Source organism: Streptomyces sp. NBC_00203 (genome assembly GCF_045206325.1).
Lineage (GTDB): Bacteria > Actinomycetota > Actinomycetes > Streptomycetales > Streptomycetaceae > Streptomyces > Streptomyces lutosisoli.
Window position 1 is genome coordinate 916,280 of the sequence record NZ_CP108126.1, and the last position, 26,732, is coordinate 943,011.

A 26,732-nucleotide genomic window follows, 5' to 3' on the forward strand; every position below is an offset into this window, starting at 1 on the left:
CCGGTTCGATTCGAGTGGGCGTCAAGGCGCGCGCTAGAGCCCCTTGCGACGGTGTGCCCCGCGAGCGCCCGCTCGCCTTCCACGCGTCGGAAGGGACATCCATGGCCAGCGGCACCATCACCGTCACGGAAGCCGACTACCTCCGGATCATCATTCACGGCACGACCGCGTTCGAGCTTCTGCGGACGGGGCTGGAGTTCGACCTGTTCGAGCGGCTGGAGGCGGCCGAGGGCATGGACATCGAGGAGGTCGCGGAGGCCATCGGCGTCGAGCCGCAGCCCGCCCGCATCCTGCTCCTCGGGCTCGCCTCGCTGCGACTGCTGGACAAGAAGGACGACAAGTACGTCAACAGCGAGATGGTGCGGCGCAAGCTGCTCAGGTCGAGCCCGCGTTTCCTGGGTCCGCTGGTGGACATCCAGGCCGACATCATCAACCAGTCGCTCGTCGATTTCGCCGAGTCGATGCGGCAGAACACCAATGTGGGCCTGCGCCACATCGAGGGCCCGGGCACCACGTTGTACGAGCGCCTCACGGCCCACCCGGAACTGCAGGAGGTGTTCTACCGGAACATGGGCGACGCCTCGAAGAAGGCATTCGCGCAGATCCTCGACCGGTACGACTTCTCGGGTGTGCGCCATGTCATCGACATCGGCGGCGGTGACGGCACCAACAGCATCGAACTGGCCCGCCGCTATCCGCACTTGGAGGTGACGGTCTTCGACCAGGAGAGCGTCACGCGGATCGCGGCCCAGCGCACCGAGGACGCCGAACTGAGCAAGCGTGTGCACTTCCACCCGGGCGACCTGTTCACCGACGCGCTGCCCGAGGGCGCCGACGCGATCATGTTCTTCCACATCTTCGAGATCTGGTCGCTGGAGCGGAACACCGAGCTGCTGCGCAAGTGCTACGAGGCCCTGCCGCCCGGCGGTGTGTGCCTGGTCTACAACTTCGTCTCGAACGACGAGGGCACCGGCTCGATGAGCGGCGGCCTGGTCTCGCCGTACTTCCTCGCGCTCGCCTCCGGCGAGGGCATGACGTACGCCCCCCAGGACATGGACAAGGCCATCCGCGACGCCGGCTTCTCCCGGGTCGAGCGCTACGACGGCCTCGGGTTCAGCCACTGCCTGGCCGTCGGGCACAAGTAGGCGCACCCCGCGGGCCGACGGCGGCCCATGGGCTCACAGGAGAAGGAGAGTTCAGTGCAAGGACAAGACCTGTACGTGAGGTCTCTCGGGGTGCACCTGCCGGAGCCGGTGAGCACCGCGCAGGCCGTGGCCCAGGGCCGTCTGGAGGCCGAGGACGTCGCCGACGGCGAGCTGACGGGCGTTCGGGTCGCCGGTGACGTGCCCGCCCCGGAACTCGCGGTGCGGGCGGCCCGCCAGCTGTTCGAACGCTCCGGCACTCGGCCGTCGGACGTCGACCTGATGCTGTACGCCAGTGTGTGGCACCAGGGCCCGGACGGCTGGGGCCCGCAGTCGTATGTGCAACGCCATCTGGGGGGCGAGGCCCTCGCGGTGGAGCTCCGGCACGGCTGCACCGGGCTGTTCAGCGGACTGCAGCTCGCCTCCGGCTTCCTGCGCGGCAATCCGGGGTCGACGCAGGCGCTGCTGCTCGGCGCGGAGAACTTCGGCACTCCGCTGATCGACCGCTGGCGGGCCACCGGCGGCGGCATGCTCGTCGGCGACGGCGCGAGCGCGCTGCTGCTGGACAAGGAGCCCGGCTTCGCCAAGCTGCTGTGGGTCGACTGCATCGCCGTACCCGATCTGGAGGCGATGCACCGCAGCGGCGAGCCGATGTTCCCGCCGGGCGCCACCATCGGGCGCACGCTCGACTTCTCCGAACGCAACCAGCACTTCCTCAAGCACGAGGGCGAGCAGATGCGGCCGCTGCTGATGAAGGCCCACCAGGACCTCTACGACCGGTGGACGGCCGCGACCGGGCTCGGCGTCGAGGACGTCACCTACCTGAGCTATATGAACACCTCGCGCACCACGATCGAGAAGCGGCTGCTGCCGCTGCTCGGTCTGCCGGCGGAGCGCACCACCTGGGAGGTGGGCCGCGACATCGGGCACCTGGGGGTCAGCGACCAGCTCGTCGCGCTCGACCGGCTGCTGCTGGACGGCAGGCTCAAGCCGGGCGACCACTATCTGATGTACGGGCTGGGCCCGGGCATGACAGTGGCGGGCGCGATGTTCGAGATCACCGAGGTGCCGTCATGGACAGGGTCATGACGGCGCCCGAACCCATCGCCGTGGTGGGCATGGCGTGCCGGTTCGCCGGAGGCGTCGACTCTCCGGAGGCGTTCTGGTCGATGCTCGGCGAGGGCCGGGACGCCATCGGCGAGGTACCCGCCGACCGCTGGGAGTGGTACGGCTCCCTCGACCGGGAGAACGCGGCAGCGGTGAACGGCGTGACCCGGTACGGCGCGTTCCTCGACGACATCAAGGGGTTCGACGCCGACTTCTTCGAAGTGACCCCGCGCGAGGCCGCGTTGATGGACCCGCAGCAGCGGATCGTCCTGGAGCTGTCCTGGGAGGCGCTGGAGCACGCGGGCATCCCGCCGCGCGATCTCGCGGGCAGCGACACCGGGGTGTTCATGGGCGTCGGCTCGGACGACTACGGGCGTCGGATGCTGGAGGACCTGCCGCGCATCGAGGCCTGGACCGGTATCGGCGGCGCCTACTGCGGGGTCGCCAACCGGGTCTCGTACGTGCTCGATCTGCGCGGTCCGAGCGTCGCCGTCGACACGGCGTGCTCGTCGTCCCTGGTGTCCGTGCACCTGGCGGTGCAGAGCCTGCGGGCCGGCGAGTGCCCGGTGGCGCTGGCGGGCGGTGTGCTGGTGATGGCCTCGCCCGGACTGTCGCTGGTGCTCGACGCGGCGGGGGCGACGGCTCCCGACGGGCGGTGCAAGTCGTTCGACGCGAGCGGCGACGGATACGGCCGGGGCGAGGGCGGCGGCATCGTCGTCCTCAAACGGCTGTCGGACGCCCGGCGGGACGGCGACCGGATCCTCGCCCTGATCCGGGGCAGCGCCGTGCAGCAGGACGGAAAGACCAGCGGCATCATGGCGCCCAACGGCGAGGCGCAGGCCCATCTGATGCGCCGGGCGTACGAGAGCGCCGGTCTCGACCCGGCCACGGTCGGCTATGTCGAGGCCCACGGTACGGGCACCCGCGCGGGCGACCCGCTGGAGGCGGGGGCGATGGCCTCGGTCTTCGGTGCGGGCCGGCCGAGCGAACAGCCCTGTCTGATCGGGTCCGTGAAGCCGAACATCGGTCATCTGGAGGCGGGCGCGGGCGTCGCCGGGGTGATCAAGGCCGTTCTCGCGCTCCGGCACGCGGAGATCCCGCCCAGCCTCAACTTCGTCGAGCCCAACCCCGCGATCCCTTGGGAGACTTCGGGTCTTCGGGTGGTCACCGAGCCGACCCCCTGGCCCGGGACGGGCGGTCCCCGGCGGGCGGGGGTCTCCGGGTACGGCTACGGCGGCACGATCGCGCACGTCGTCCTGGAGCAGGCGCCGGACGCCGGGCTCCCGGACCCGGGACGGGACGACGAGTCGGCCGCGGACCGGGACACGGGGCCCGCGGTGTATCCCTTGTCGGGCGCGAGCGACGCGGCGGTACGGGAGTACGCGGGCAGGCTCGCCCAGCGGCTCGACGACGCCCCCGCAGCGACCGCCGAGGTCGGCGGCACCCTGGCCCGGCGGCGCTCCCATCTCTCGCACCGGGCCGCCGTGGTGGCCGCCGACCGGACGCAACTCGCCCACCAGCTCCGGGAGTTCGCGCAGACGGGCAGCGCGCCGGGCCTGAGCACCGGATCGGTGCTGCCGGCCGCCGGGCGCGGTCTGGTCTGGGTGTTCTCCGGGCACGGCTCGCAGTGGACCGGCATGGGGCGCGAACTCCTCGCCGACGAGCCGGTGTTCGCGGAGGTCATCGACCGGCTGGAGCCCGTCTTCCTGGAGGAGATGGGCGTGTCCCCCCGGGCGGCGCTCCTCGACGACGCCCCGCAGCCCGTCGACGTGGTGCAGCCGCTGATATTCGCCGTGCAGTCGGCGCTGAGCGCCCTCTGGCGGTCGCGGGGGCTGCGCCCCGACGCGGTCCTCGGCCACTCGGTCGGTGAGATCGCCGCCGCCGTGACCGCCGGGATGCTCACCCTGGAACAGGGCGCCCGGCTGGTGTGCCGGCGTTCGCTGCTGCTGCGCCGGGTGGCCGGGCGGGGCGCCATGGCGATGGTGGGCCTGACCGCCGAGGAGGCCGAACTCCGGCTGGGCGACCGCCGGGACGTGACCGTGGCGATCACCGCGTCGCCGGGCTCCACCGTGATCTCCGGGGACATTCCCGCGGTCGCGGAGGTCGGCGAGCGGTGGCGCGCCGACGGGATCGCGGTCCGCACGATCGACTCGGACGTGGCATTCCACAGTCCGCAGATGGATCCCCTGCTGGACGATCTCGCAGCGGCGGCGGCCGACCTCGCGCCGTCCCACGCCGTGCTCCCCGTCTACGGCACGGCCCTGGACGATCCCCGGGACACCGCACCGCGCGACGGACGCTACTGGGCGGCCAACCTCGGCGGCCGGGTCCGGTTCGCCCAGGGCGTCGCGGCGGCCGTCGAGGACGGCTATCGGCTGTTCCTCGAAGTGTCGCCGCACCCCGTGGTCGAGCACTCGGTCAACGAGACGCTGGACCACCTGGGCATCGAGAACGCCTTCGTCACGCACTCGCTGCGCCGCCGCCGTCCCGAGCGCGAGACGCTGCTGGCCAATCTGGGCCAGCTGTACTGCCATGGGGCCGCCGTGGACTGGTCGTGCTCCTGGCCCGCCACCACTCCCGCCGAACTGCCGGTCATCGCCTGGCAGCGCAAACCGTACTGGCTGGAGGAGCCGCCGCCCCGCTCGTCCGCCGCCGACCGTCACGACGTCGCCGGTCACACCTTGCTGGGCGGCCGCACCACCTTCGCCGGGACGACCCCGGCGCAGGCCTGGCGGACGTATCTCGACCGGGACAGCCGTCCCTATCCGGGCGACCATCCGGTCCGTGAGGTGGAGATCATCCCGGCCGCGGTCCTGCTCAACACCTTCCTCGGCGCCGCTGCCACCGGCGGGAGCCTGCCGGATCTCAGCGATGTGGCCCTGCGGGTACCGGTGTCGGTGTCGCAGCCGCGCGAGGTCCAGGTCGTCACGCAGGACGGCACGATCCGGCTCACCTCCCGCATCGTCGGGGAACCCGGCGACGACAAGGGCCTGATCACCCACACCACGGCGAACATCGAGCCGCACAGCGGGCTCGGCGAGGCATCACCGGTCGCCGCCCCCGACGCGCTGCCCACCGGGCATGTGGTGGACCGGCTCGCGGAACTCGGCGTCGCCGCCATGGGCTTCCCCTGGCGGATCACCGAACTCCGGTGCGGCGAGGGCACGTTGGTGGCCACGGTCCGCGCGTATCCCGAGTCGGACGAGCCGCCCGGGACCTGGGCCTCGGTCCTGGACGCCGCGCTGTCCACCGCGTCCGTGGTGTTCCCCGGCCCGCCCGTGCTGCGTATGCCGGCGCACATCAAGCGGGTCGCCCTCGAAGGACCGTGCCCGGCCCGGGCCCGGATCACCGTACGCCTCGGCGGCGAGGACGTCGTCGACGTGGAGATCCAGGACAGCGGCGGCACCCTCGTGGGCCGGCTCACCGGACTGCGGTACGGGCTGCTGGAGGGTGAGATGGGCTCCGCCGCCGGCCCTCGCAGGCTCGTCCACCGCATGCGGTGGCAACCGCTGCCGCAGCAGGACCCCGGTGCGCACCCGACCGTGGTCCTCGTCGGTGACGACCGCGACCTGGTGAAGCGGCTGAGCCGCCGGCTGGTCGCCGAATCGGTACCGCACCGGATCGCCGCGGCCCCCGAGGAACTGCGGGAGGGCGAGCTCTCGGACGACCACACGGTCGTGGTCGTGCCGGCCCCGGGCCTGCCGGACGAACCGGTCGGCAAGGCGTCGCTGCGGGCTTCCTGGCTGCTCGCGCGGACCGCGCGGCGGCTGGCCCGTGCCCCGCGCCCGCCCCGGCTGTGGTGTGTGACCCAGGGCGTACGCGAGAGCACGGCCGAAGCCTCCCTCGCCCATGGGCCGCTGTGGGGTCTGGGCCGCATCATCGCCGGTGAGCACCCGGACCTGTGGGGCGGAATCGTGGACATCGGGTCCTCGCCCCGGGACATCGCCGGGCTGGTCGACCTCCTCGGCACCGCGCACGGCGAGGACATCCTGGCCGTACGTGACGGCCGCCCCGAAATGGCGCGGCTCGCGCTGCTGGAGGGCGAGCCGGTCCGGCCGCCGATGACCTGCCGCCCGGACGGCACCTATCTGGTCACGGGCGGGCTCGGCGCCCTCGGTCTGGAGGTGGCGCACTGGCTGGCCGGGCGCGGCGCGCGCCGGATCGTACTGTCCGGGCGGCGGTCGCTGCCGCCGCGGGACCAGTGGGACGAGATCACCGATCCGCGTGTGCTGGCCCAGGTGGAGGCCGTCAGGTCCATCGAGCGGCTGGGGACCACGGTCGTCACGGTGGCGCTGGACGTCTCGGACGCGGACGCCGCGGAGAAGCTGCTCTCGCCGACCGCGCTCGGGCTGCCGCCCATCCGCGGTGTCGTGCACGCGGCCGGTGTCCTCGACGACGGTCCGCTGCGCTCCCTCGACGAGGACTCGCTGCGCATGGTGCTGCGGCCCAAGGCCGAGGGTGCCTGGGTGCTGCACGGCCTCTTCCCGCCCGGCAGCCTCGACTTCCTCGTGCTGTTCTCGTCCTGCGGCCAACTGCTCGGCCTGCCCGGGCAGTCCAGCTATGCGGCGGGCAACGCGTTCCTCGACGCGCTCGCGGCCCACCGGCGGGCCGCCGGGGACAACGGCACGGTCAGTTTCGGCTGGACGTCGTGGCGGGGCCTGGGCATGTCCACCTCGTCGGAGGTCATCGACGCCGAGCTGGCCGCGCACGGTACCGCCGATGTCACCGCGGTCGAGGCGTTCGCCTCCTGGGAGCTGGCCGAGCGCTACGGCCTCGGATACGCGGCCGTGCTGCGCACGCTCCCCCTGGAACCCGGGCAGCGGCGGCCGCCCTTGCTGAGCGAGCTGCCGTCCGACGCACCGGAGGGCCAGGACGTGGAGGAGACCGAGGCCCCCTGGGCCGGTCTCGCGGGCGACGAGCTGCGCACCTTCCTCACCTCCGAGGTGCGCCGGCAGGTCGCCGCCGAGACCCGGCTGGCCGCGTCCGAGGTGGATCCGCACCGGGCGCTGGCCGAGATGGGCCTCGACTCGGTGATGACGGTGCGCATCCGGCGCGGTCTCGAACGGCAGTTCAGGATGCCGCTGCCCGCGACGCTCTTCTGGGACCGCCCCACCGTCCACGCGGTCGCCGACCTGCTGGCACAGCGCGTCGACACCCCCGACCCCGCCCGGGAAGACGAAGGGAGCACACGGTGAAGCGCGAAGGGTTCGTGCCCTGGCCCGCTGACATGGCGCGCCGCTATACGGAGGCGGACTGCTGGCGCGGCCGGCCGCTGGGTTCGCTGATGTGGGACTGGGCCGACGCCTGGGCCGACCGGACAGCGGTCGTCGACGGCGACCACCGGCTCGGCTACGCGGAGCTGGCCGCCTCGGCGGACGCACTGGCGGAGCGGCTCGCGGGCCAGGGGCTGGCCGGCGGCGACACGGTGCTCGTCCAACTGCCCAACTGCTGGGAGTTCGTCGTCGTCACCCTGGCCTGCTTCCGGCTCGGGGTGGCTCCGGTGATGATGCTGCCGCCGCACCGCGAGTACGAACTGGCCTCGATCGGCGCCCATGTGGACGCCAAGGCCCTCATCGTGCCGGACGACTGGCGGGGCTACGACCACCAGGATCTCGCCCGCCGGGTCGCCGACAAGCTGCCCGGCACGCCCTTGATCCTGGTCGTCGGCGACGACGTACAGCCCGGCAACGTCGACGTGCGCGCGCTGCTGAGGCCGGACGCCGACACGGCCGCGCGGCGCGGGAGGCTGGACGACGCGGCTCCGGACGCCACGGACGTGGCCCTGTTCCTGCTCTCCGGCGGCACCACCGGCCTGCCGAAGGTGATCAGCCGGACACACAACGACTACGAGTACAACATCCGGCGGTCCGCGGCCGCCTGTGCCCTTAACCCGGAGACCGTGTACCTCACGGTCCTGCCCGCCGGGCACAACTACCCTCTCGCCAGCCCCGGGATCCTCGGCACCCTCTCGGTCGGCGGCCGTGTGGTGCTGCTGCCCTCACCGCGGCCCGAGGCGGTGTTCGAGGCGATCGAGCGGGACGGCGTCACCACCACGTCGGCGGTCCCGGCGGTGGCACTCAAGTGGACGGAGGCCGCGGCCACATGCGGGCGCGACCTGTCGAGTCTGCGCCATGTGCACATCGGCGGATCGGTGCTCTCACCAGAACTGGCCGCCCGCATCGGGCCCGCCCTGGGCTGCCGGATCCAGCAGGTGTACGGGATGGCCGAGGGCCTCATCTGCTACACCGACCCGGACGCGCCGGACGAGGTCGCGCACGGCACCCAGGGCGCCCCGATCAGCCCGTACGACGAACTGCTCGTCGTCGACGCGGACGGCACGCCCGTACGCCCCGGGGCGATCGGCGAGTTGCTCACCCGGGGCCCCTACACCCCGCGCGGCTACTACGGCGTGCCCGACCAGAACGTCCTCTCGTTCACTCCCGACGGCTGGTACCGCACCGGCGATCAGGTACGGATCACCCCGCAGGGCCATGTGGTGGTCTGCGGCCGGGTCAAGGACCTGATCAACCGGGGCGGCGAGAAGATCGCGGCCGGCGAGATCGAGACCCTGGTGCAGGAGATGCCGCAGGTCGCCGAGGTGGCCGCGGTGCCGGCCCCGGATCCCGAAGTCGGCGAACGGGTCTGTCTGTTCGTCCGCCTCCACGAGGGCCGCACGCTCGCCCTGGAGGACGTGGCCGCGGCGCTCACCGCACGCGGCCTCGCCGCCTTCAAGATCCCCGAGCGTCTGGAGGTCCTGCCCGACCTGCCGCACACACCCGTCGGCAAGCCCGACAAGAAGGTGCTGCGGGACCTGCTCGTCACCACGACGGTGAGGTGACCCATGACCGTTGACCGCATCCTCACCCCGGACGGGCCCGGCCCGTCCGCACGCTTCACCGAGTCGGGATCGGCCGCGGAGGACCGCGCGTCGGTCAAGGCCGCGCTCGCATGGCTGACCGCGCGCAGGGACGCGCACACCTTCGAGGTCGTCCAGGTCCCCTTCGCGGAGCTCCAGGAGTGGTCCTTCCAGGCGGACACCGGCAATCTCGGCCACCGCAGCGGCCGGTTCTTCACGGTCGAGGGCCATCGGGTGCACACCGACTACGGAAAGGTGCCGCGCTGGGACCAGCCCATCATCAACCAGCCCGAGATCGGCATGCTCGGCTTCCTCGTCAAAGAGATCGACGGCGTGCTGCACTGTCTGATGCAGGCCAAGATGGAGCCCGGCAACATCAACGTCGTCCAGCTGTCGCCGACCGTGCAGGCCACCCGGAGCAACCAGAAGCGGGTGCACCGCGGTTCGAGTGTGCGGTATCTGGAGTACTTCACCGATCCCGGGCGGGCGGACGTGCTCGTCGACGTCCTCCAGTCCGAGCAGGGGTCCTGGTTCCTCGGCAAGCGCAACCGCAACATCGTGGTCGAGACGACCGAGGACGTCCCGCCGCACCCCGACTACCGCTGGATGACGATCGGCGACATCCAGGAACTCCTGCGGCTGGACAACATGGTGAACATGGACGCCAGGACCGTGTTGTCCTGCGTGCCGTTCGCCCGCCCGACGGGGGCCCCGCCGCCGGGTCCGCACGGGGAGTTCCACGCGGGCCTGCGCCGCTCGATGGCGCCGGAGGAGGGGTCCTTGCACCCCACACGGTCGGTGCTGAGCTGGTTCACGGACACCACGGCCCGCCACGAACTGCGCACCGAACGCCTTCCGTTGAACCGGGTCGAGGGCTGGCACCGCACCGCGGACACGATCAGCCACGCCGAGGGACGGCACTTCTCGATCATCGGCGCCCGGGTGACGGCCGGCAGCCGCGAGGTGCTCAGCTGGACGCAGCCGCTGCTGGCCCCGCACGGCGTCGGCCTGGCGGCGCTGCTGGTGCGGAACATCGGCGGAGTGGTCCACGTCCTGCTGCACGCCCGTCCCGAGGCCGGCTTCCCGCACGGCATCGAACTGGCCCCCAGCGTTCAGTGCACGCCGGACAACTACCGGGGCCTGCCGGACGACCACCGCCCGCGCTTCCTGGACTACGTCACCGGCGTCCCCCGGGAGCGGGTGCGTTTCGACGCGGTGCAGTCCGAGGAGGGCGGCCGCTTCCACCACGCCGAGTGCCGCTACACGGTGATCGAGGTCGAGGAGGACTTCCCCGTCGAAGAACCCGAGGGATACCGGTGGCTGACGCTGCATCAGGTGACGGGGCTGCTCCGGCACAGTCACTACCTCAACGTCCAGGCGCGCAGTCTCGTCGCATGTCTGCACAGCCTGTGGTGACCGGGCGCGTGGCACCGCTGCGGATCGGGGTCCTCGGGTGCGGCGGCATCGCCATGCGCCGCATGCTGCCCGCGATGGCACGGACCCCGGCGGTCCGCATCGCCGCGGTCGCGAGCCGGGACCGGGCGCGCGCCCAGACGGCGGCGGCGCGGTTCGGCGCGGATCCGGTGCACGGCTACGAACGGCTCCTGGAGCGCGACGACATCGCCGCGGTGTACGTTCCACTGCCCCCCGCGCTGCACGCGCCGTGGACGGCGCGGGCGCTGAAGGCCGGCAAGCACGCGCTGGTCGAGAAGCCGATGGTCACCGCGGCACAGGAGGCGCGGGACCTCGCGGGCCTCGCCGAGGAGGGCCGGCTGGTGCTGATGGAGAGCTTCATGTTCCTCCACCACTCCCAGCACGCCACCGTCACCGCTCTTCTGGAGCGCGGTGAGATCGGCGAACTGCGCGGGATGACCGCCGAGTTCGGGTTCCCGCCACTGCCCGCCCAGGACATCCGCCACCGTCCGGAACTGGGCGGAGGCGCGCTGCTCGACGCGGGCGTCTATACGCTGCGGGTCACCCAACTCCTGCTGGGCGGCGCGCTGTCGGTGGCCGGCGCGACACTTGCGGCCGACGCCGCGACCGGGGTCGACGTCGGCGGCGACGCGCTGCTGCGCGGCGACAGCGGGGTCACCTCTCATGTCTCCTTCGGCTTCCGTCATTCCTACCGGTCGGCGTACACCCTGTGGGGCAGCGCCGGGCGGATCGTTCTCGACCGGGCCTTCACACCGCCCCCGGAACACCGTCCGGTGCTGCGGGTCGAACGGCAGGACCGCGTCGAGGAGTTGACACTGCCGGCCGATGACCAGTTCGCCAACATCGCCGCCCGGTTCGCGGCCCTGGTCCGCGGCGACGGGGATCCAACGACGCAGCGCGTGGCGGCCGTACGGCAGGCGGAGCTGGTCGATGCCGTACGCACGGCGGCCGTACGGCAGGCGGAGACGGTCGACGCCGCCCGCGCGGCCACCCGCCCTCGTCCGGGAAGTCCGCCATGACCACCGCGTCCACCGGCGTCGACCGGACCGTGCTGCGCGACATGCTGTCCCGGTGGCCCAGCGGGGTCGCCGTCGTGACCACGGTGGACAGGGCCGGGGCACGGCGCGGGTTCACCGCGACGGCCTTCTCCTCGCTGTCCATGGACCCGCCCATGGTGCTGGTCTGTCTGGACCGCGCGGCCGACTGCCACCCGGCTTTCGCATCGGCCGAGGTGATGGCCGTGCATCTGCTGAACGAGGACCAGGCGCACCTGGCGCAGCGGTTCGCCACCAAGAACATCGACAAGTACGACGGCCTGCCGGCCTCCGAGGGCCTGGGCGGAGTGCCGCTGCTGGACGGCGTGCTGGCCCGGGTCGAGTGCGCGCTGGAGCGCCGGATCGACGCCGGTGACCATGTGATCCTGATCGGCCTGGTGCGCCGCTGCGAGGTCTTCGCGGGCGCGCCACTGGTCTATTTCGCCCGGGCGTTCCACGGCCTGCGGACCGCGACCCATCACAGAGAGGCGGACACCCCATGACGAACGCGATGCCGGGCACTCCCCCGGCGGACACCGGTCTCGCGGCGGCCGCGGGCAAGGTGGCCGAGCTGGCCGCCGAGTCCGCGGCCGCCGCCGACTCCGCGAACCGGCTCTCGCCGCCTGTCGCGGAGGCGTTGGTGAGCGCCGGATTCGCGCGCCATCTGGTGGGCCCGCAATGGGGCGGCACGGCCGCCGCTCCGGGCGCGATGCGGGATCTCGCGCGGGCGCTCGCCGTGGTGGGCGCCGGCTGCATGTCGGCCGCGTGGTGCGGCGGGGTGCTCGCGGCCGTGGGGCGCATGTGCTCGCACCTGCCCGAGGAGGGGCAGCGGGAACTGTGGGGCGACGGCCCGGACGTACCGCTCGCGGGGTCCCTGGCCCCTTCGGGAACCGTCCGCGAAGTGCCGGGCGGCTGGCGGCTCAGCGGCACATGGGACTTCGCCAGCGGGGTGGACTACGCGCAGTGGACGATGGTGGGCGGCCTGGTCCGTGGTACGGAAGGCCCGCCCGTACTGCGCCACTTCGTGCTGCCCAGCAGCGACTACCGGGTGCTCGACACCTGGCTCAACGTGGGGCTGCGCGGCACCGGCAGCAACAGTGTCGTCCTCGACGACGTCTTCGTGCCCGCGCACCGCAGTTTCGAGCACCGCTCGGTGCTCATGGGCGACCCGGACCCCGCGGCCCCGCGCCTGCACCGCGTTCCGCTCAAGTTGATCAACGGTCTGTTCTTCGTCGCCCCCGGGATCGGTGCCGTCGAGGGGGCGCTCGGCGCGTGGACGGAGTGGACGGCGAACCGTGTCGAGATCACCGGCGCAAGGACCAGCTCCCGGCCCGGCGTCCGCCTGACGCTGGCCCGAGCGGCGGCCGGGCTGGACGCGGCCCGGCTGATCGTCGACCGCGCGGCCGCGGAGGCCGACGACGCCGAGGTCACCCCCGCGCTGACACTGCGCGCCACCCGCGACTACTCGACCGCGGTCGACCTGCTTCTCGACTCCGTGAACGGGCTGCTCAGGATGAGCGGCGCCCGGGGCCAGGCCCAGTCCAGCCCGGTCCAGCGCGTGTGGCGGGATGTGCACTGCATGGCGGGGCACGCCGCGCTGCAGCCGGACGTGAACGCCGACGGGTGGGCGAAGCACGCGCTCGGCGAGGAGTGACGCGCGCCTGCGCGCACAAGGGAGGGGGCGGCCCGCGGCCGCCCCCTTCTTTCCGTACGCCCCGCCGGGACTTGTCCATTTTTCCGTACGCCCCGCCGGGATTCCTCCGTACGCCTCGTCAGGACGCGGCCACGAACTCCCGTATCGACGCGACCATGTAGTCGACCATCTCCGGGGTGATGCCGGGATACACACCGATCCAGAACGTCGCCTCGGTGGTGACATCGCTGTTGGTCAGCTCCCCGACCACCCGGAAGTTCCGCCCCTCATAGGCGGGATGGCGGGTGAGGTTGCCCGCGAAGAGCCTGCGGGTCCTGATCTTCCGGTCCTCCAGGAAGGTCACCAGGGCGCTGCGGGTGAACGCCGCGTCGGGCAGCACGGTGAGGACGAAACCGAACCAGCTGGGGTCGCTGCCGGGCGTCGCCTCGGGCAGCAGCAGGCCGGGAACACCGTGCAGCCCCTCGCGCAGCCGCTGCCAGTTGCGCCGCCGTGCCGCGCCGAACTCCTCCAGCCGGCGCAGCTGGCTCAGGCCTAGCGCCGCCTGTACGTCGGTGCTCTTGAGGTTGTAACCGACGTGCGAGAACACGTACTTGTGGTCGTATCCCCGCGGCAGCGTGCCGAAGCTGTAGTCGAAGCGGCGCAGACAGCGGTTGTCCTCGCCGGGTTCGCACCAGCAGTCGCGCCCCCAGTCCCGCATCGACTCGACGATCCGCGCGAGTGCCAGGTTTCCGGTCAGCACGCAGCCGCCCTCACCCATCGTGAGGTGGTGGGCGGGATAGAAACTGACCGTGGACAGGTCGCCGAAGGTGCCGGTGAGGCGTCCCTGGTAGTACGAGCCGACCGCGTCGCAGTTGTCCTCGACGAGGAACAGGTCGTGCCGGGAGGCGAGTTCGGCGATCTCGGCCACCGGGAAGGGGTTGCCGAGCGCGTGCGCGATCATGATGGCCCGGGTGCGCGGCCCGATCGCCTCCTCGATCCGCTCCAGCGTCGTGTTGTACGTGCCCAGTTCGATGTCGACGAAGACCGGGACCAGGCCGTTCTGCAGTACCGGGTTCACGGTCGTCGGGAAGCCCGTGGCCACCGTGATCACCTCGTCGCCGGGCACCAGGCGGGCGTCCTCCAGCTGCGGCGAGGTGAGGGCGCTGAGCGCGAGGAGGTTGGCCGAGGAACCGGAGTTGGTCAGATGCGCCTTGCGTACCTTCATGGCGCGGGCGAACCGGCTCTCGAAGGTCCGGGCTCGCGACCCGGCGGCGATCGTCATCTCCAGAGCCGCTTCGACGAAGGCGACCCGGTCCTCCTCGTCGAGCACCGCGCCCGAGGTGAGGATCGCCGTCTCGCCGGGGACGAAGCTGTCCTCGGTCTGCTCCTGGTGGAATTTACGGGTCAGTTCCAGCAGTGCGCTGCGTATGTCCATCGGCTCAGTCAGGCCCTTCCTCGGCGTTGGTGATGGCCTCGCTCCACATCGCCCGGACCGTCGAGGCCAGGCTGTGCCGGGGGCGCCAGCCGAGCAGCCGCTCGGCAAGCCCGGTGTGCACGGCGAGCCAGTCGACCCCGGCGCTGCGCCCGGTGGCGGCGCCCTCCTCGACGACCGTCGCGGGCACTCCGCTCGCGGAGACGAGCAGGTCCACCAGCCGGCGGACGCTCACGGCCGTGCCACTGCCGATGTTCACCGTCCGTCCGACCGCGGGGAGGGTCGCGGCGGCGGCCACGGCGGCGGCGAGGTCACGGCAGTCCACGAAGTCGCGTTCGGCGGTGAGCGGCGCGAGCCTGATCACCGCGGGCTCGCCGCGCTCGGCCGCGTCGCGGAGCTGAGCCGCGACCCGGCCCAGCAGACTGGAGCGCGGCAGTCCGGGGCCCGCGCAGCTCGTCGCACGGAGCACCACCCCGTCCAGCAGGCCCGCCCGTGTGGCGTCGAGGACGATCCGGCTGCCCTTGAGCTTGCTCCTGCCGTACGAGGTCGCCGGGTTCTCCGGCGCCTCCTCGGTGAGGTGCCGTCCCGGCGCGGGCAGCTCGTACTCGAAGACCGAGCCGAGCTGCACCACGCGCACCCGGTGCGGCACCTTCGCCACCGCGTCGCGCAGCCGCTCCACGAGCTCGACGTTGGAGGTGTCCAGGGCCCGCTCGTCGTAGTCCCAGACCGCTCCGGCGGCGTTCACCACGACCGTCGCGCGGTGCTCGACAAGTATGTCGGCCAGGGCGGCCGGCGCTCCCCCGACGAGGTCGATCCGAGCCGAGGGAACACCCGGCGCGGGGCGGCGGGCGGCGGACAGGACGCGGGCACCACGGGCGGTGAGGGCGGCGCAGATGTGCCGCCCGAGGAAGCCGCTGCCGCCGACGACGACGGCGTGCACGGCGTCGGGCGCGGTCACGACGCCGCGAGCCGCGCCGCCAGGGCGCTCGGGGACGGCAGCGCCGCCGTCTCCGAGCGCACCCGCCCGGCGGCCTCCCGGTAGGAGTCGGGTGCCGCCAGCATGTCGGTGGCCGTCTTCAGCAGCAGCTCGGTGCTGTCGAGCCGGTCGAGCATCGTGCCCGCGCCGACGCGTGCGACGCTGTGCCCGATCTCGGTGCAGATCGGGGACGGCGGCACGACGAGCTGCGGTACGCCCAGGACCACCGCGGTGAGCGCCGTGCCCGCGCCGCCGTGGTGGACGACGAGGTCGCAGGTCGGCAGCAGCGTGCGGAACGGAACTCCGCGCGCGACGCGCACCTGGTCGGGCAGCCCTTCCTCCGCGAGGGGACCGCTCGGCGCCAGCACGATCTCGGCGTCGCTGACGGCGGCCAGCGATTCCAGTGTCAGGGTGAGCACGTCCGGGCCACCGGGGTCGCGATAGCGCGCTCCGGCGACTCCGGCGGTCACGCACACCCGTCGCGGCCGGTCGCGTCCGGCGAGCCAACCGGGCTGCCCGCCCGAGCCGTTGTACGGCACGCACCGCATCGGCAGCCGCCGTACGGGCGGTCCGTCCGGGGGCCGCAGGGAGGGCGGGCACGGGTCGATCCAGCCGGCCGGCTCGGTGACATCGGCGGCGTACCGCTCGAAGAGGCCGAGGTAGGCGGGCAGTGGCTCGGTGTCCGCGTCGCCGGTCGGGGGGTGCAGGGTGCTGCCGATCTCCCAGCCGTGGCCGACCGCGGGCACCCCGAGCACGGCGGCGAGCACCGGCCCGGCCATGGCGAGCACGTCGTGGACGACCAGGTCGGGCCGCCACCAGCGGCCGAAGTCGATCAGGTCGTCCAGTATCAGGCCGGCGACGGCGCACTGCTTCTCGTACAGCGCGCGGATCACCCGGCGCTGACCGGCGTCCAGCAGGTCGAGGTGGGCGGACCAGCCATGGGGCCAGCGGGCCGGGCGGCCCCAGGCCGCGAGCTCGGGAGGCTTGGGCAGCGCGGCGATCGCGGCCTGGTCGCCGACGCCGACGGCGCACAGTCCCGCCTGGGTGATGGCGTCCTGGCAGGCCGGCGGGCCCGCGACCCGCACCTCGTGCCCGGCGGCCTGGAACGCCCACGCCAGCGGGACCATCGGGAACAAGTGCCCCGGTGCCGCCCAGGTCGTGAACAGCACGCGCATACGCCCTCACCTCGCCCGGAGCATGCGGCGCCCGGTCGGCGCCTGATGTCCTGGCCAGCTTCGTCGGCGGGGCTCAAGCGGGGCTGGAACGTCGATCCAGGACGGGCGCCCACACTCGGCCCGGATGCGTATCAGCGTCATGTCAGCGACATGGAAGTGGCTGTTCCTAGCATCCAAGCGACCCCGTCCGAACCGGGCAGTCCGGTTCGGGAGGAGAGAAGAGGGGAATCCTGTGACATCCGCGATCCAGGCCCACGGCCTGGCCAAACGCTTCGGTGAGACGGCCGCGCTCACCTCCGTCGACCTGGAGGTCGAGGCGGGCACCGTGCTCGGGCTGCTCGGGCCCAACGGCGCGGGCAAAACCACGGCTGTCCGTATCCTCGCCACGCTGCTGCGGCCCGATGCCGGGCAGGCCTTCATCCATGGCCACGACGTGGCCAAGTCCCCGGACCGGGTCCGCGAGATCATCGGCCTCACCGGCCAGTTCGCGGCCGTCGACGACAGTCTCACCGGCGTCGAGAACCTGCTCTTCCTGGCCCGGCTGCTGGGCAAGTCCCGCGCCGATTCGCGCAGTACGGCGCTGAATCTGCTCGGCCGGTTCGGTCTGTCCGACGCGGCCGACCGCACCGCCAAGACCTACTCCGGCGGTATGCGCAGGCGGCTGGACCTGGCCGCCTGCCTGGTGGGCGAGCCCCAGGTGATCTTCCTGGACGAACCGACCACGGGTCTGGACCCCAACGCCCGCGACCAGTTGTGGGAGATCATCCGCGGCGAGGTGCGGCGCGGTGTGACGGTGCTGCTGACCACGCAGTACCTGGAGGAAGCAGATCAGCTGGCCAACGACATCGTGGTCGTCAACCAGGGCTCCGTCGTGGCTCAAGGAACCCCTGAAACGCTGAAGCGCGAGGTCGGCCGGCCCACGCTGCAGGTGCGTCCGGTGGACGCCGCGCAGGTGGAGCGAGTGGCGGCGCTGGTGACCGAGGTGATCGGCGAGCACACCCATGACGGCCGGGTGGTCAAGGCGCGCGTGCAGGACACCGCGGCGCTGTCCGCGGTCGTACGCCGTCTCGACGACGCCGGGATCGAGGTCGCCGAACTCTCCGTCCGGGAACCGAGCCTCGACGAGGTCTTCAAGCAGCTGACAGTGACAGGAGCAGCGGTATGACGGCCATCGCCACCACCGATCAGGCGCCGCCCGTGCGGCGCCGTGGCCCCGGCACCGCCGTGCGGCAGAGCGCGACCGTCGCCTGGCGGCAACTCGTGCAGATCAAGCACAGCCCGGAGACGCTGGTGGAGGTCGGCATCCAGCCCGTGATCTTCGTCTTCCTCTTCGCCTTCGTCCTGGCCGGCCAGATGGCCGGCTCGCGCCACGCCTATCTGCAGTTCGTTGTCCCCGGGCTGATCGTGCAGAGCACCGTCCTGGTCACCGCGCGGACGGCGATCGGGATGAACACCGATGTCACCAAAGGCCTCTTCGACCGGTTCCGCAGCCTGCCGATCTCCCGTACGGCACCGCTGATCGGCCGGATCCTGGCGGACTACGTGATGCTGGTGTGGTCGGTGGTCCTGCTGCTGGCCTTCGGGATGCTGCTGAGCTTCCGCATCGAGACCAACTGGGGTCAGCTGATCCCGATGTTCCTCCTTCTCCTGGCGTTCTCGTTCGCGCTGTCCTGGGCCTCCGTGCTCGCCGGACTGCTCGCCAAGGACCCCGAGAGCGTGCAGGCACTGGCCTTCGGCCTCATGTTGCCGTTGACGTTCATCAGCGACGCCTTCGTCCGGGTGGACACCATGCCGGGGTGGTTGCAGGCGGTCGTCAAACTCAACCCGGTGTCCATGCTGGCCGATTCGATCCGCGGTCTGCTGGTCGGAGGTCCGGTGGGTGAACCCGTGACGAAGACGCTGATCGCCTCGGCCGTCCTCCTCGTGGTCTTCGCCCCGCTGGCTCTGCGCGCCTACCACCGCGAGCGGTAAGGGAGTTCACGCATGAGGGTGCTGATCGTCGCACTGGTACCGAGCCATCTGCTGTCGATGGTCCCGGTCGCCTGGGCGCTGCGGGCGGCCGGGCACGAGGTCCTGGTCGCCGGTGGTGCTCCGGTGGTGGAGCGCGCCGCGGCCGCCGGGCTGTCGGGGGCCGTGGTGAGCGAGCCGCCGGGCAAGCGGGTGCGGCGGTCGGCGGCGCCCTCCGGGCTGCCGGGTGCCGGTCCGGACTGGACGCTGCTGCGGGAGCGCTGGCGGCAGCGGGTCGACGGTGTGCTGGACGAGCATCTGGACGTCGCACGTCAATGGCGGCCCCATCTGGTGCTGGTGGATCCGATCGAGTTCAGCGGTCTGATCGTGGCGGCGGCGCTGCGCGTCCCGGCCGTCGTGCACCGCTGGGGGCCGGACCGCATCAGCTCCCAGTCCATTCCGCGGGCCGTCGAGGCGCTCGCGGAGGTGGCGGCGGGGCGCGGCATCGACGACGGTCCGGCGCTGCCCTCGATGGTGCTCGACCCGTGCCCGCCGACGCTGCAGTGCCCGGAGGCCTCGGCCTCCCAGCCGGTGCGGTTCGTGCCCTTCAACGGGGCGGGTTCACCGCCCCGTTGGGCCCCCCGGCCGCGCACGGGCCGCCGCCTGTGCGTCAGCTTCGGCGGCGAGACACCGATGCTGTCCCAGCCCGCGGTCTGGGACGCCCTGGTCCGTGAACTGGCCGCCGTCCGCGACCTGGAGTCGGTCGTCACAGCCGTCCCGCGGGATGCGGGCGCCCTGCCCGCGTCCGTGCGGGCACCGGGACCGGTCCCGCTGGACCTGTTCCTGGGCGGCTGCGACGCGCTGCTGCACCACGGCGGCGCCGGAACCGCCCTGACGGGCCTCGCGTTGGGCGTACCGCAGCTGATCCTCGCCCAGCCCAACCCGTCATGGGCGGCTGTCGGGGAGCGGGTCGCGGCGCGCGGCGCCGGAGTCGTACTCGACCTGGACTCGGCCCTGCGTGAGGACGCCGAAAACGGGCTGGGGGCGACGCTGGAGGCGTTGCTCTCCACTCCCGGGCATCGCTCAGCCGCCGAGTCGCTGGCCGACGAGATCCGCCGGCTCCCGGCGCCGAGCGCGGTGGTACCGCTGCTCGCGGAGCTGGCGGCGGCACCGGTCGGCCGCTGAAGCGTGTCGCGGAAGGCCGTGAACACGCGTCAGGCACCACGGCCGACCCGCCGGCCCCGCCCCGCCGTTCACCGGGCCGGCGGCGCCAGTCGGCCGGTGAGGCCCGCGACCAGGGGCTCGATCTCCTCGAGGCTCACCGGTCGCGCGGCCCCGTACCGGTCGTCGCCCAGGGCCAGCCTGGTCGCCCGGGCGACCCGGTGGACGTCGGGGTCCGCGTCGAGTTGCTGGCCGCGCACGTCCGCGGCTGTGTGCAGGAGGACCGCGGCGTGCTTGGGTTCGGCCTGGGCGAGGGCGATGTCCGCGGCCAGCACGAGCACGCGGGCCACCAGCTGGGCCTCGTCGACCTGCCGGGCGAGGCGCAGTGCTGTCGTACAGGCCTCCACCGCCGTGGGAAGGCGGCCTTCGGCGACGGCCAGGTGGCCCTGGCTGGTGAGGACGGCCGGGCGATATCCGATACCCGGCCCATGTGCCATGACCTCGGCGAGGGCTTGTTCGAGCAGTCGGCGGGCCTCGGCGGGCCGGCCCCCGGTACGGCACAGGTCGCCCAGCGCGTGGTGGGCGACGCCGAGAACCTCGCCGAGGCCGAGCCGAGCCGCCTCCGCCGCGGCCTCGCGCAGACCGGCCTCGGCCGTCTCGGAGTGGCCCGCCCTGGCCTGTTCGACCGCCAGGCGGACCATGAGCATCGGCCGGTCCTCGGCGACCCCCAGCTCCGTCACCGCGCGCAGCGCCTCCTCCAGCGCGCTCATCGCGCCCACATGGTCTCCCCGGGCGCTCTCGGACTCGGCGAGCGCGGAGAGCGTGTAGGTCAGCCCGAGGCGCTCACCGAGGGTGCGGAACCCGTCGAGTGCGGCGAGGAGTTCGTCCCGTGCCGCGTGCGGCTGCCCGGCGTTGGCGAGCATGCGGGCGCCGAGCATCCGGGCGAAGGCGCCGATCCACGGGTCGCGGTGGCCGCTGAGCCCGCGCAGTTGTTCGCTGACCAGTTCCGGGGAACCGGAGGCGAGTGAGCCCAGGATTCCGGCCGCCACCAGAGCGGGGTGGTCGGCCTCCTTCAGTTCCTGGATCAGCGCCAGCGCCTCGAACAGGTAGCGGACGCCGTCCTCCTGGCCGAGCAGTGCCCCGTGGTGGAGTCCCCCGACGGCGCAGACGATCGCCCGCTCCACGGGCCGGGTCTCGCACCGCAGGTCGAGCGCGCGGCGCGTCCACTCCATGGCCTCGGCGCGGCGTCCGCTCAGCAGCCAGAACCACTCCAGCGAGGCGACCAGGCGCAGCGGCAGCTCCGGCGGTGCGGCGTCCAGGGACCAGCGCAGGGCCGCGTGGAAGTCGTCCAACAGCGCGGTCAGGGTGGCGAGTTCGGTGGCCTGAGCGATGCGGCGCAGTCCCGGCTCGGCGGCCTCGGCGATCGACAGCAGCGTGGTGGCGTGGCGCAGCCGCAGCACGTCCTCGTCGCCTGCCGCGGCGAGCCGCTCGGCGGCGTAGAGGCGTACGGTCTCGGGCATCCGGTAGCCGATCCGCCCGCCCGTCTCCTCCGTCTGCACGACGGACTTGGCGACGAGGGAGGAGAGCAGCATGTCGAGGTCGGCGGTGTCGAGTCCCTCTCCGGCGCAGACCCGCTCGATCAGCGGGAGGTCGACGCGGCCCGCGAAGACGGCGAGCCTGCGGGCCAGGGCGCGCTCGGCGTCGTCCAGCAGCTCCCAGCTCCAGTCCATCACCGCCCGCAGCGTGCGCCGACGCCCGTCGGCGGGGTGCCCCTCGGCCCCCAGGAGCCGGAACCGGTCGTCGAGCCGGTCGCGGATCTGTTCGACGGAGAGGGACAGCAGCCGGGCGGCGGCGAGTTCCAGGGCCAGGGGCAGCCCGTCGAGGGCTCGGCAGATCGCGACCACCGGTTCCACGGTGCGCTCGTCGAGCACGAAGGCGGGGCGTACGGCGATGGCGCGGTCGACGAAGAGTCGCACGGCGGGAGAGCCGGGGGCGTCGCCGGGCCCTTGGGGCAGTGCGAGACCCGAGAGGGGGTGCAGTCGCTCGCCGCTCACGCCGAGCGGCTGCCGGCTGGCCGCGAGGACCCGCAGGTCGGGGCAGTGGGCGAGCAGGGCAGCGGCGGTCTCGGCGACCGCGCCCACGAGGTGTTCGCAGTTGTCGAGGACGAGCAGGGCGCGTTCCCCGGCCAGCAGACTCGTCAGCCGGCGCAGCACCGCGCCGTACGCCGTTTCGAATCCCGGCGTGGACAGCAGTCCGCCCTCTCCCGCGCCGAGGGCGTCCAGGATGGTGCGCGGCACGTTCGCCGGATCGCTGACGGAGCCGAGTTCGACCAGCCGGGCACGGTGGGTTCCGCGCTCGTCGACCCGGCGGGCGGACTCGACGGCCACCCGGGTCTTGCCGACCCCGCCGGGGCCGACCACGGTGACCAGCCGGGCGCGGTCCAGGAGCTCCCGCACCCGCTCGACATCCGTCTCCCTGCCGACGAGTTCGGTGAGCGGGACGGGCAGCCTCGGTTCCCCGGCGGGCCGTTGGGGCGGCGGCTGGGCCCCTTCGCCGCGCAGGACGTCCAGGTACGCCTGATGGAGTTCGGCGGAGGGGTCGATGCCGTACGCCTCGGCGAGCTGGGTCCTCGCCTCCTCGTAGACGGTCAGGGCCTCGGTCTGCCGGCCGGCGGTCTGCAGGGCGCGCATCAGCTGGACGCGCAGCTTCTCCCGGAACGGGTCCTGAGAGACCAGGCCCGCCAGTTCGGCGACGAGGCCGGCGCCTCCGCCCTCGGCGAGGTCGGCGTCGATCCGGTCCTCGCGCGCTCGTCGCCTGAGCTCTTCGAGCCGCGTCGCATGGGCGCGGACGATCCGGGTGGGGGTCAGCCCGGCCAGCGCCGGACCGCGCCACAGCGTCAGGGCGTCACGCAGCAGGGCCGCGCGCCGCCGGTGGTCGCCGCGCGCGGCGCCGACGGACGAGACGAGCGACTCGAAGCGCAGCGCGTCGACGTCGTCCCGCCCTACGAGGAGCCGGTAGCCGGTGGGGCTCGACTCGATGGCGAGCCCGGGCAGGGCCCGCCGGAGCCGGGAGATCAAGGCCTGGAGCGCGTTGTCCGGGGCGGACGGCAGGGTGTCGTCCCAGAGCGCTTCGAGGAGGTCGGAGCGCGCCACCTCCCGGCCGGCGGCCAGCGCGAGGATCGCGACCAGCGTCTGCAGCCGGGCGCCGCGCACCTCGGCGCTTCCGCCGTCCGCCGTGCGTACGCGCAGCGGTCCGAGGACACGGATGGCGGTACCAGCTGGCATGCCCTCATTGTGCCGCAGCGGCCGCGCGCGCACCCCAACCGTTGATCAAATATCGGGGTAAAGGGCGCTAGACGACGCTGAGTTCGGGCAGCGGGAAGACCAGTTTGCCGCCGCTCTCCCGGTAGGCCTGCTCCCGCTCGACGAAGCCGTCCCGGTAGATCCAGGGCAGCACGAGCAGTTGGTCGGGGCGGCGCGACTTGGCCTCGGCCTCGGTGACGATGGGGATACCCGTGCCGGGGGTGAAGCAGCCGTCCTTGTCTTTGTTGACCTCGCCGATGCACGGCAGGTCCCGTTCGGTGATCCCGCAGTACTGCAGGATCACGTTGCCCTTGGTGGAAGCCCCGTATCCGAGGGTCAGCCTGCCCGCCGCGCGGGAGGAGTCGAGGAAGTCGCGCAGCCCGTCGCGGTATTCCACCGCCCTGTGCGCGAACGCCTCGAACGGAGCCATGGTGTCCAGTCCGAGCGCGGCCTCGCGGGCGCGGATGGCGGCGATCCCGGCCTCGTCGACGCGGTGCCGGCCGGGGTTCTTGGCCAGGACGACGCAGAGGCTGCCGCCGTACACCTCGTTCAGCTCGGCGCGGATGACGGTCAGTCCGGTGCGCTCGGCCATCCACTCGATCTGGCGCAGGGCGTAGTACTCGAGGTGTTCGTGGCACACGACGTCGTACGCGGTGGCTTCGAGCATGGCCGGCATGTAGCTCTGTTCCAGCAGCCACACTCCGTCGTCGGCGAGGACGTCGTGGACGTCCCGCATGAAGTCGAGGGGGCGCGGCAGGTCGTAGAACATGGCGATGGAGGTGACGACCTTGGCCTTGCGGCTGCCGAAGTGGCCGGCGAAGGCCTCCCTGGAAAAGAACTCGGGGATCAGCGTGACATGGTCGGGGTAGTACTCGCGGAAGTTCTCGCCCGTCGGGTCGATGCCGACCAGGGTGGGACCGTCCGCCGGGTAGGCGCGCAGCAGGGTGGAGTCGTTGCTGCCGATGTCGAGGACGAGGTCGCCGCGGCCGAGGCCGGCGAGTTCGGTGAGCAGGGCGGCCTTGCTCCCGAGGTGGCGGATCATGAACTCGCCGAGCCCGGACCGGTATCCGTACCCCTCGCCGTACATCAGCCCGAAGTCGGCGGTGTGCCGCAGCTGGACGAGACCGCAGCCGTCGGGCGAGCAGCGGACGAGTTCGAGGGGCACGGCGGGGACTTCCTCGTCGCGGGTGCGCGGGAAGATGCCGGTGAGGGCCTGCGCCCCCAGGTCGAGTATCGGCAGCAGGGTGCGGTTGCCGCAGATGCGGCACTCTTTGATGGTCATCGCCTCTCCAGGTCGTGGGTGATCTCGGCGGCCGCCGCGGGCCCGTAGGCCTCCTCGATCCTCAGGTGCAGATCGGCGGTGGACAGCTTGTACTCCTGTGTGCCGAGGGACTCGAGCACCAAGGTCGCCAGCGCGCAGCCGAGTTGGGCGGCCCGTTCGTGCGGCCATCCCCAGGAGGTGCCCGCGAGGAAGCCGGCGCGGAAGCCGTCTCCGGCGCCGGTCGGGTCCACGATGCCGGCCGCCTCGACGGCGGGGATCCGCAGCTCCGGCAGGCCGGCGCGGGAGACGGTCACGCCCTCCGCGCCGTGCGTGACGATCCAGCTGCCCACCCGCTCAAGGATGTCCGGGGTGGTCCAGCCGGTGCGCTCCTGGATCAGGGCCGCCTCGTAGGCGTTGGTGAACAGGAAGCGGGCCCCGTCGACGAGGCGCCGGGTCTCCTCCCGTCCCAGCCGGGCGAGTTGCTGCGAGGGGTCGGCCGCGAAGTCCAGACCGAGTGCCCGGCAGGCGTCGGTGTGCTGGAGCATCGCCTCGGGATCGTCGGGCCCGACCATCACCAGGCCGAGCCCGCCGACGCGTCGGACGACGCTCGCCAGGGAGATCTCGCGTGCCTCCGCCATCGCCCCGGCGTAGAAGGTGGCGATCTGGTTCTGGTCGGCGTCGGTGGTGCACACGAAGCGGGCCGTGTGCCGGGTCTCGCTCACCCGCACCGACTCGGTGTCGACGCCGCCCGCGCGCAGCCAGTCGCGGTACTCCGCGAAGTCGACGCCGGCCGCGCCCACCAGGACCGGGGTGAGTCCGAGCCGTCCGAGGCCCACGGAGATGTTGGCTGCCACTCCGCCGCGCCTGATCTCCAGTGTGTCGGCGAGGAACGACAACGACACCTTCTCCAGGTGCTCGCTCATCAGCTGCTCGACGAAGCGTCCGGGAAAGGTCATGAGGTGGTCGGTGGCGATCGATCCGGTGACGGCGATGCGCACGGGGATCTCCTTGAACCGTCGGTCGGCGGGTGTGGGGTCAGTGCCGGGCGGCGTCGCGCAGGGCGTCGACGCGGTCGGTGCGCTCCCAGGTGAAGTCGGGCAGTTCGCGGCCGAAGTGGCCGTACGCGGCGGTCTGTGCGTAGATCGGGCGCAGCAGGTCGAGGTCGCGGATGATGGCCGCCGGGCGGAGGTCGAAGACCTCGGTGATCGCGTCCTCGATCTTGTGCGCGTCGACGGTCGCGGTACCGAAGGTCTCCACGAACAGGCCGACGGGCTCGGCCCGGCCGATGGCGTAGGCGACCTGGACCTCGCAACGCCGGGCGAGCCCCGCGGCGACGACGTTCTTCGCCACCCAGCGCATCGCGTACGCCGCCGAACGGTCCACCTTGGAGGGGTCCTTGCCGGAGAACGCGCCACCGCCGTGCCGGGCATAGCCTCCGTACGTGTCGATGATGATCTTCCGGCCGGTCAGCCCGGCGTCACCCATCGGACCGCCGATCTCGAAACGCCCGGTCGGGTTCACCAGCAGCCGGTAACCCTCGATGTCCAGCTTGATGCCCTCGTCAAGGAGGGCCCTCAGCTCCGGTTCCACGACGAACTCGCGGATGTCGGGGGCCAGCAGCGTCGTCAGGTCGATGTCCGCCGCGTGCTGCGAGGAGACCACGACCGTGTCCAGACGCACCGCGCGCTCACCCTCGTACTCGATGGTGACCTGGGTCTTTCCGTCCGGGCGCAGATACGGGATCGTCCCGTTCCTGCGCACCTCGGACAGCCGGCGCGACAGCCGGTGGGCGAGCTGGATCGGCAGCGGCATCAACTCCGGCGTGTCGTCGCACGCGTAGCCGAACATCAGGCCCTGATCCCCCGCGCCGCCGGTGTCCACGCCCTGCGCGATGTCCGGGGACTGCGCACCGATGGACACCGACACCCCGCACGAGGAGCCGTCGAAGCCCTTCTTCGAGGAGTCGTAGCCGATGTCGAGGATCTTCTCCCGCACCAGCTGCGCGATCGGCGCGTACGCCCGGGTGGAGACCTCTCCGGCCACGTGCACCAGACCGGTCGTGATCAACGTCTCCACGGCCACGCGCGAGGCCGGGTCCTCTTTCAGCAGCGCGTCCAGAATCGTGTCGCTGATCTGGTCGGCGATCTTGTCGGGATGGCCCTCGGTGACGGATTCCGAGGTGAACAGACGGCGGGACATGGCTCTCCTGGGCTGACTCGGTCGTCGCTCCCACCCGGACGTGAACTCGGTGAGGTGCGCCGAACGTATGCCC

Annotated in this window: 18 protein-coding genes; 11 read left to right on the forward strand and 7 right to left on the reverse strand. The window is 72.4% G+C overall.

What is annotated here, in order from left to right; all coding sequences use genetic code 11:
* Positions 1 to 101 precede the first annotated feature (101 nt).
* From OG975_RS04455 to OG975_RS04490, 8 genes are all read left to right on the forward strand, one after another.
* On the forward strand, positions 102 to 1,145 hold the full coding sequence (locus OG975_RS04455) for a methyltransferase (protein WP_381251606.1): 1,044 nt from the start codon (positions 102 to 104) through the stop codon (positions 1,143 to 1,145).
* Positions 1,146 to 1,220: 75 nt separating this feature from the next.
* Positions 1,221 to 2,231 carry a ketoacyl-ACP synthase III family protein gene (locus tag OG975_RS04460; protein WP_406327571.1) on the forward strand — a complete coding sequence of 337 codons (1,011 nt, stop codon included), beginning with the start codon at positions 1,221 to 1,223 and terminating at the stop codon, positions 2,229 to 2,231.
* Complete coding sequence (locus OG975_RS04465) at positions 2,216 to 7,444, forward strand: type I polyketide synthase (RefSeq protein WP_406327573.1); 5,229 nt, start codon at positions 2,216 to 2,218, stop codon at positions 7,442 to 7,444. Before OG975_RS04460 ends, OG975_RS04465 begins: the two co-directional genes overlap by 16 nt.
* Positions 7,441 to 9,087, forward strand: coding sequence for a (2,3-dihydroxybenzoyl)adenylate synthase (locus tag OG975_RS04470; protein ID WP_406327575.1), 1,647 nt, complete (start codon positions 7,441 to 7,443; stop codon positions 9,085 to 9,087). Before OG975_RS04465 ends, OG975_RS04470 begins: the two co-directional genes overlap by 4 nt.
* A 3-nt stretch (positions 9,088 to 9,090) precedes the next feature.
* Entirely contained in the window at positions 9,091 to 10,521 is a 1,431-nt protein-coding gene (locus OG975_RS04475) for an NDP-hexose 2,3-dehydratase family protein (RefSeq protein ID WP_406327577.1), read from the forward strand.
* A complete protein-coding gene (locus OG975_RS04480) occupies positions 10,500 to 11,558 on the forward strand; it encodes a Gfo/Idh/MocA family protein (RefSeq protein ID WP_406327579.1) in 1,059 nt (352 codons plus the stop codon). The genes OG975_RS04475 and OG975_RS04480 overlap by 22 nt, the downstream gene beginning before the upstream one ends.
* On the forward strand, positions 11,555 to 12,076 hold the full coding sequence (locus OG975_RS04485) for a flavin reductase family protein (protein ID WP_406327580.1): 522 nt from the start codon (positions 11,555 to 11,557) through the stop codon (positions 12,074 to 12,076). The genes OG975_RS04480 and OG975_RS04485 overlap by 4 nt, the downstream gene beginning before the upstream one ends.
* Entirely contained in the window at positions 12,073 to 13,227 is a 1,155-nt protein-coding gene (locus OG975_RS04490; RefSeq protein WP_406327582.1) for an acyl-CoA dehydrogenase family protein, read from the forward strand. Before OG975_RS04485 ends, OG975_RS04490 begins: the two co-directional genes overlap by 4 nt.
* Positions 13,228 to 13,345: 118 nt before the next feature.
* On the opposite strand, the gene rfbH is transcribed toward OG975_RS04490, so the two are convergent.
* From rfbH to OG975_RS04505, 3 genes are read right to left on the reverse strand one after another with little or no spacing between them, the layout of a single operon-like run.
* Positions 13,346 to 14,641, reverse strand: coding sequence for a lipopolysaccharide biosynthesis protein RfbH (gene rfbH / locus OG975_RS04495; protein WP_406327584.1), 1,296 nt, complete (start codon positions 14,639 to 14,641; stop codon positions 13,346 to 13,348).
* Positions 14,642 to 14,645: 4 nt separating this feature from the next.
* Positions 14,646 to 15,596: an NAD-dependent epimerase/dehydratase family protein gene (locus OG975_RS04500; protein WP_406327585.1), complete on the reverse strand. Its 951-nt coding sequence runs from the start codon at positions 15,594 to 15,596 to the stop codon at positions 14,646 to 14,648.
* Positions 15,593 to 16,789 (reverse strand): nucleotide disphospho-sugar-binding domain-containing protein, encoded by a 1,197-nt coding sequence (locus OG975_RS04505; RefSeq protein WP_406327586.1) that lies wholly within the window; start codon positions 16,787 to 16,789, stop codon positions 15,593 to 15,595. Before OG975_RS04505 ends, OG975_RS04500 begins: the two co-directional genes overlap by 4 nt.
* A 232-nt stretch (positions 16,790 to 17,021) precedes the next feature.
* On the opposite strand from OG975_RS04505, the gene OG975_RS04510 reads away from it, so the two are divergent.
* The 3 genes from OG975_RS04510 to OG975_RS04520 are packed head-to-tail and all read left to right on the forward strand — an operon-like array spanning position 17,022 to position 19,921.
* Entirely contained in the window at positions 17,022 to 17,954 is a 933-nt protein-coding gene (locus OG975_RS04510) for an ATP-binding cassette domain-containing protein (RefSeq protein ID WP_406327588.1), read from the forward strand.
* Positions 17,951 to 18,760, forward strand: a complete 810-nt coding sequence (locus OG975_RS04515; protein WP_406327589.1) for an ABC transporter permease — start codon at positions 17,951 to 17,953, stop codon at positions 18,758 to 18,760. Before OG975_RS04510 ends, OG975_RS04515 begins: the two co-directional genes overlap by 4 nt.
* A gap of 12 nt (positions 18,761 to 18,772) precedes the next feature.
* Positions 18,773 to 19,921 carry a nucleotide disphospho-sugar-binding domain-containing protein gene (locus OG975_RS04520; protein WP_406327590.1) on the forward strand — a complete coding sequence of 383 codons (1,149 nt, stop codon included), beginning with the start codon at positions 18,773 to 18,775 and terminating at the stop codon, positions 19,919 to 19,921.
* A gap of 68 nt (positions 19,922 to 19,989) precedes the next feature.
* Here OG975_RS04520 and OG975_RS04525 read toward each other — a convergent pair whose 3' ends face one another.
* The 4 genes from OG975_RS04525 to metK all read right to left on the reverse strand — a co-directional run bounded on the left by OG975_RS04525 (position 19,990) and on the right by metK (position 26,659).
* The gene (locus OG975_RS04525; RefSeq protein WP_406327592.1) at positions 19,990 to 23,181 is read right to left on the reverse strand and encodes a BTAD domain-containing putative transcriptional regulator; all 3,192 of its coding nucleotides are present in this window, start codon (positions 23,179 to 23,181) and stop codon (positions 19,990 to 19,992) included.
* A gap of 67 nt (positions 23,182 to 23,248) precedes the next feature.
* Complete coding sequence (locus tag OG975_RS04530) at positions 23,249 to 24,481, reverse strand: class I SAM-dependent methyltransferase (protein WP_406327594.1); 1,233 nt, start codon at positions 24,479 to 24,481, stop codon at positions 23,249 to 23,251.
* On the reverse strand, positions 24,478 to 25,458 hold the full coding sequence (locus OG975_RS04535; RefSeq protein WP_406327596.1) for a carbohydrate kinase family protein: 981 nt from the start codon (positions 25,456 to 25,458) through the stop codon (positions 24,478 to 24,480). Before OG975_RS04535 ends, OG975_RS04530 begins: the two co-directional genes overlap by 4 nt.
* A 37-nt stretch (positions 25,459 to 25,495) precedes the next feature.
* Positions 25,496 to 26,659, reverse strand: coding sequence for a methionine adenosyltransferase (gene metK / locus OG975_RS04540; protein ID WP_406327598.1), 1,164 nt, complete (start codon positions 26,657 to 26,659; stop codon positions 25,496 to 25,498).
* Positions 26,660 to 26,732 lie beyond the last annotated feature (73 nt).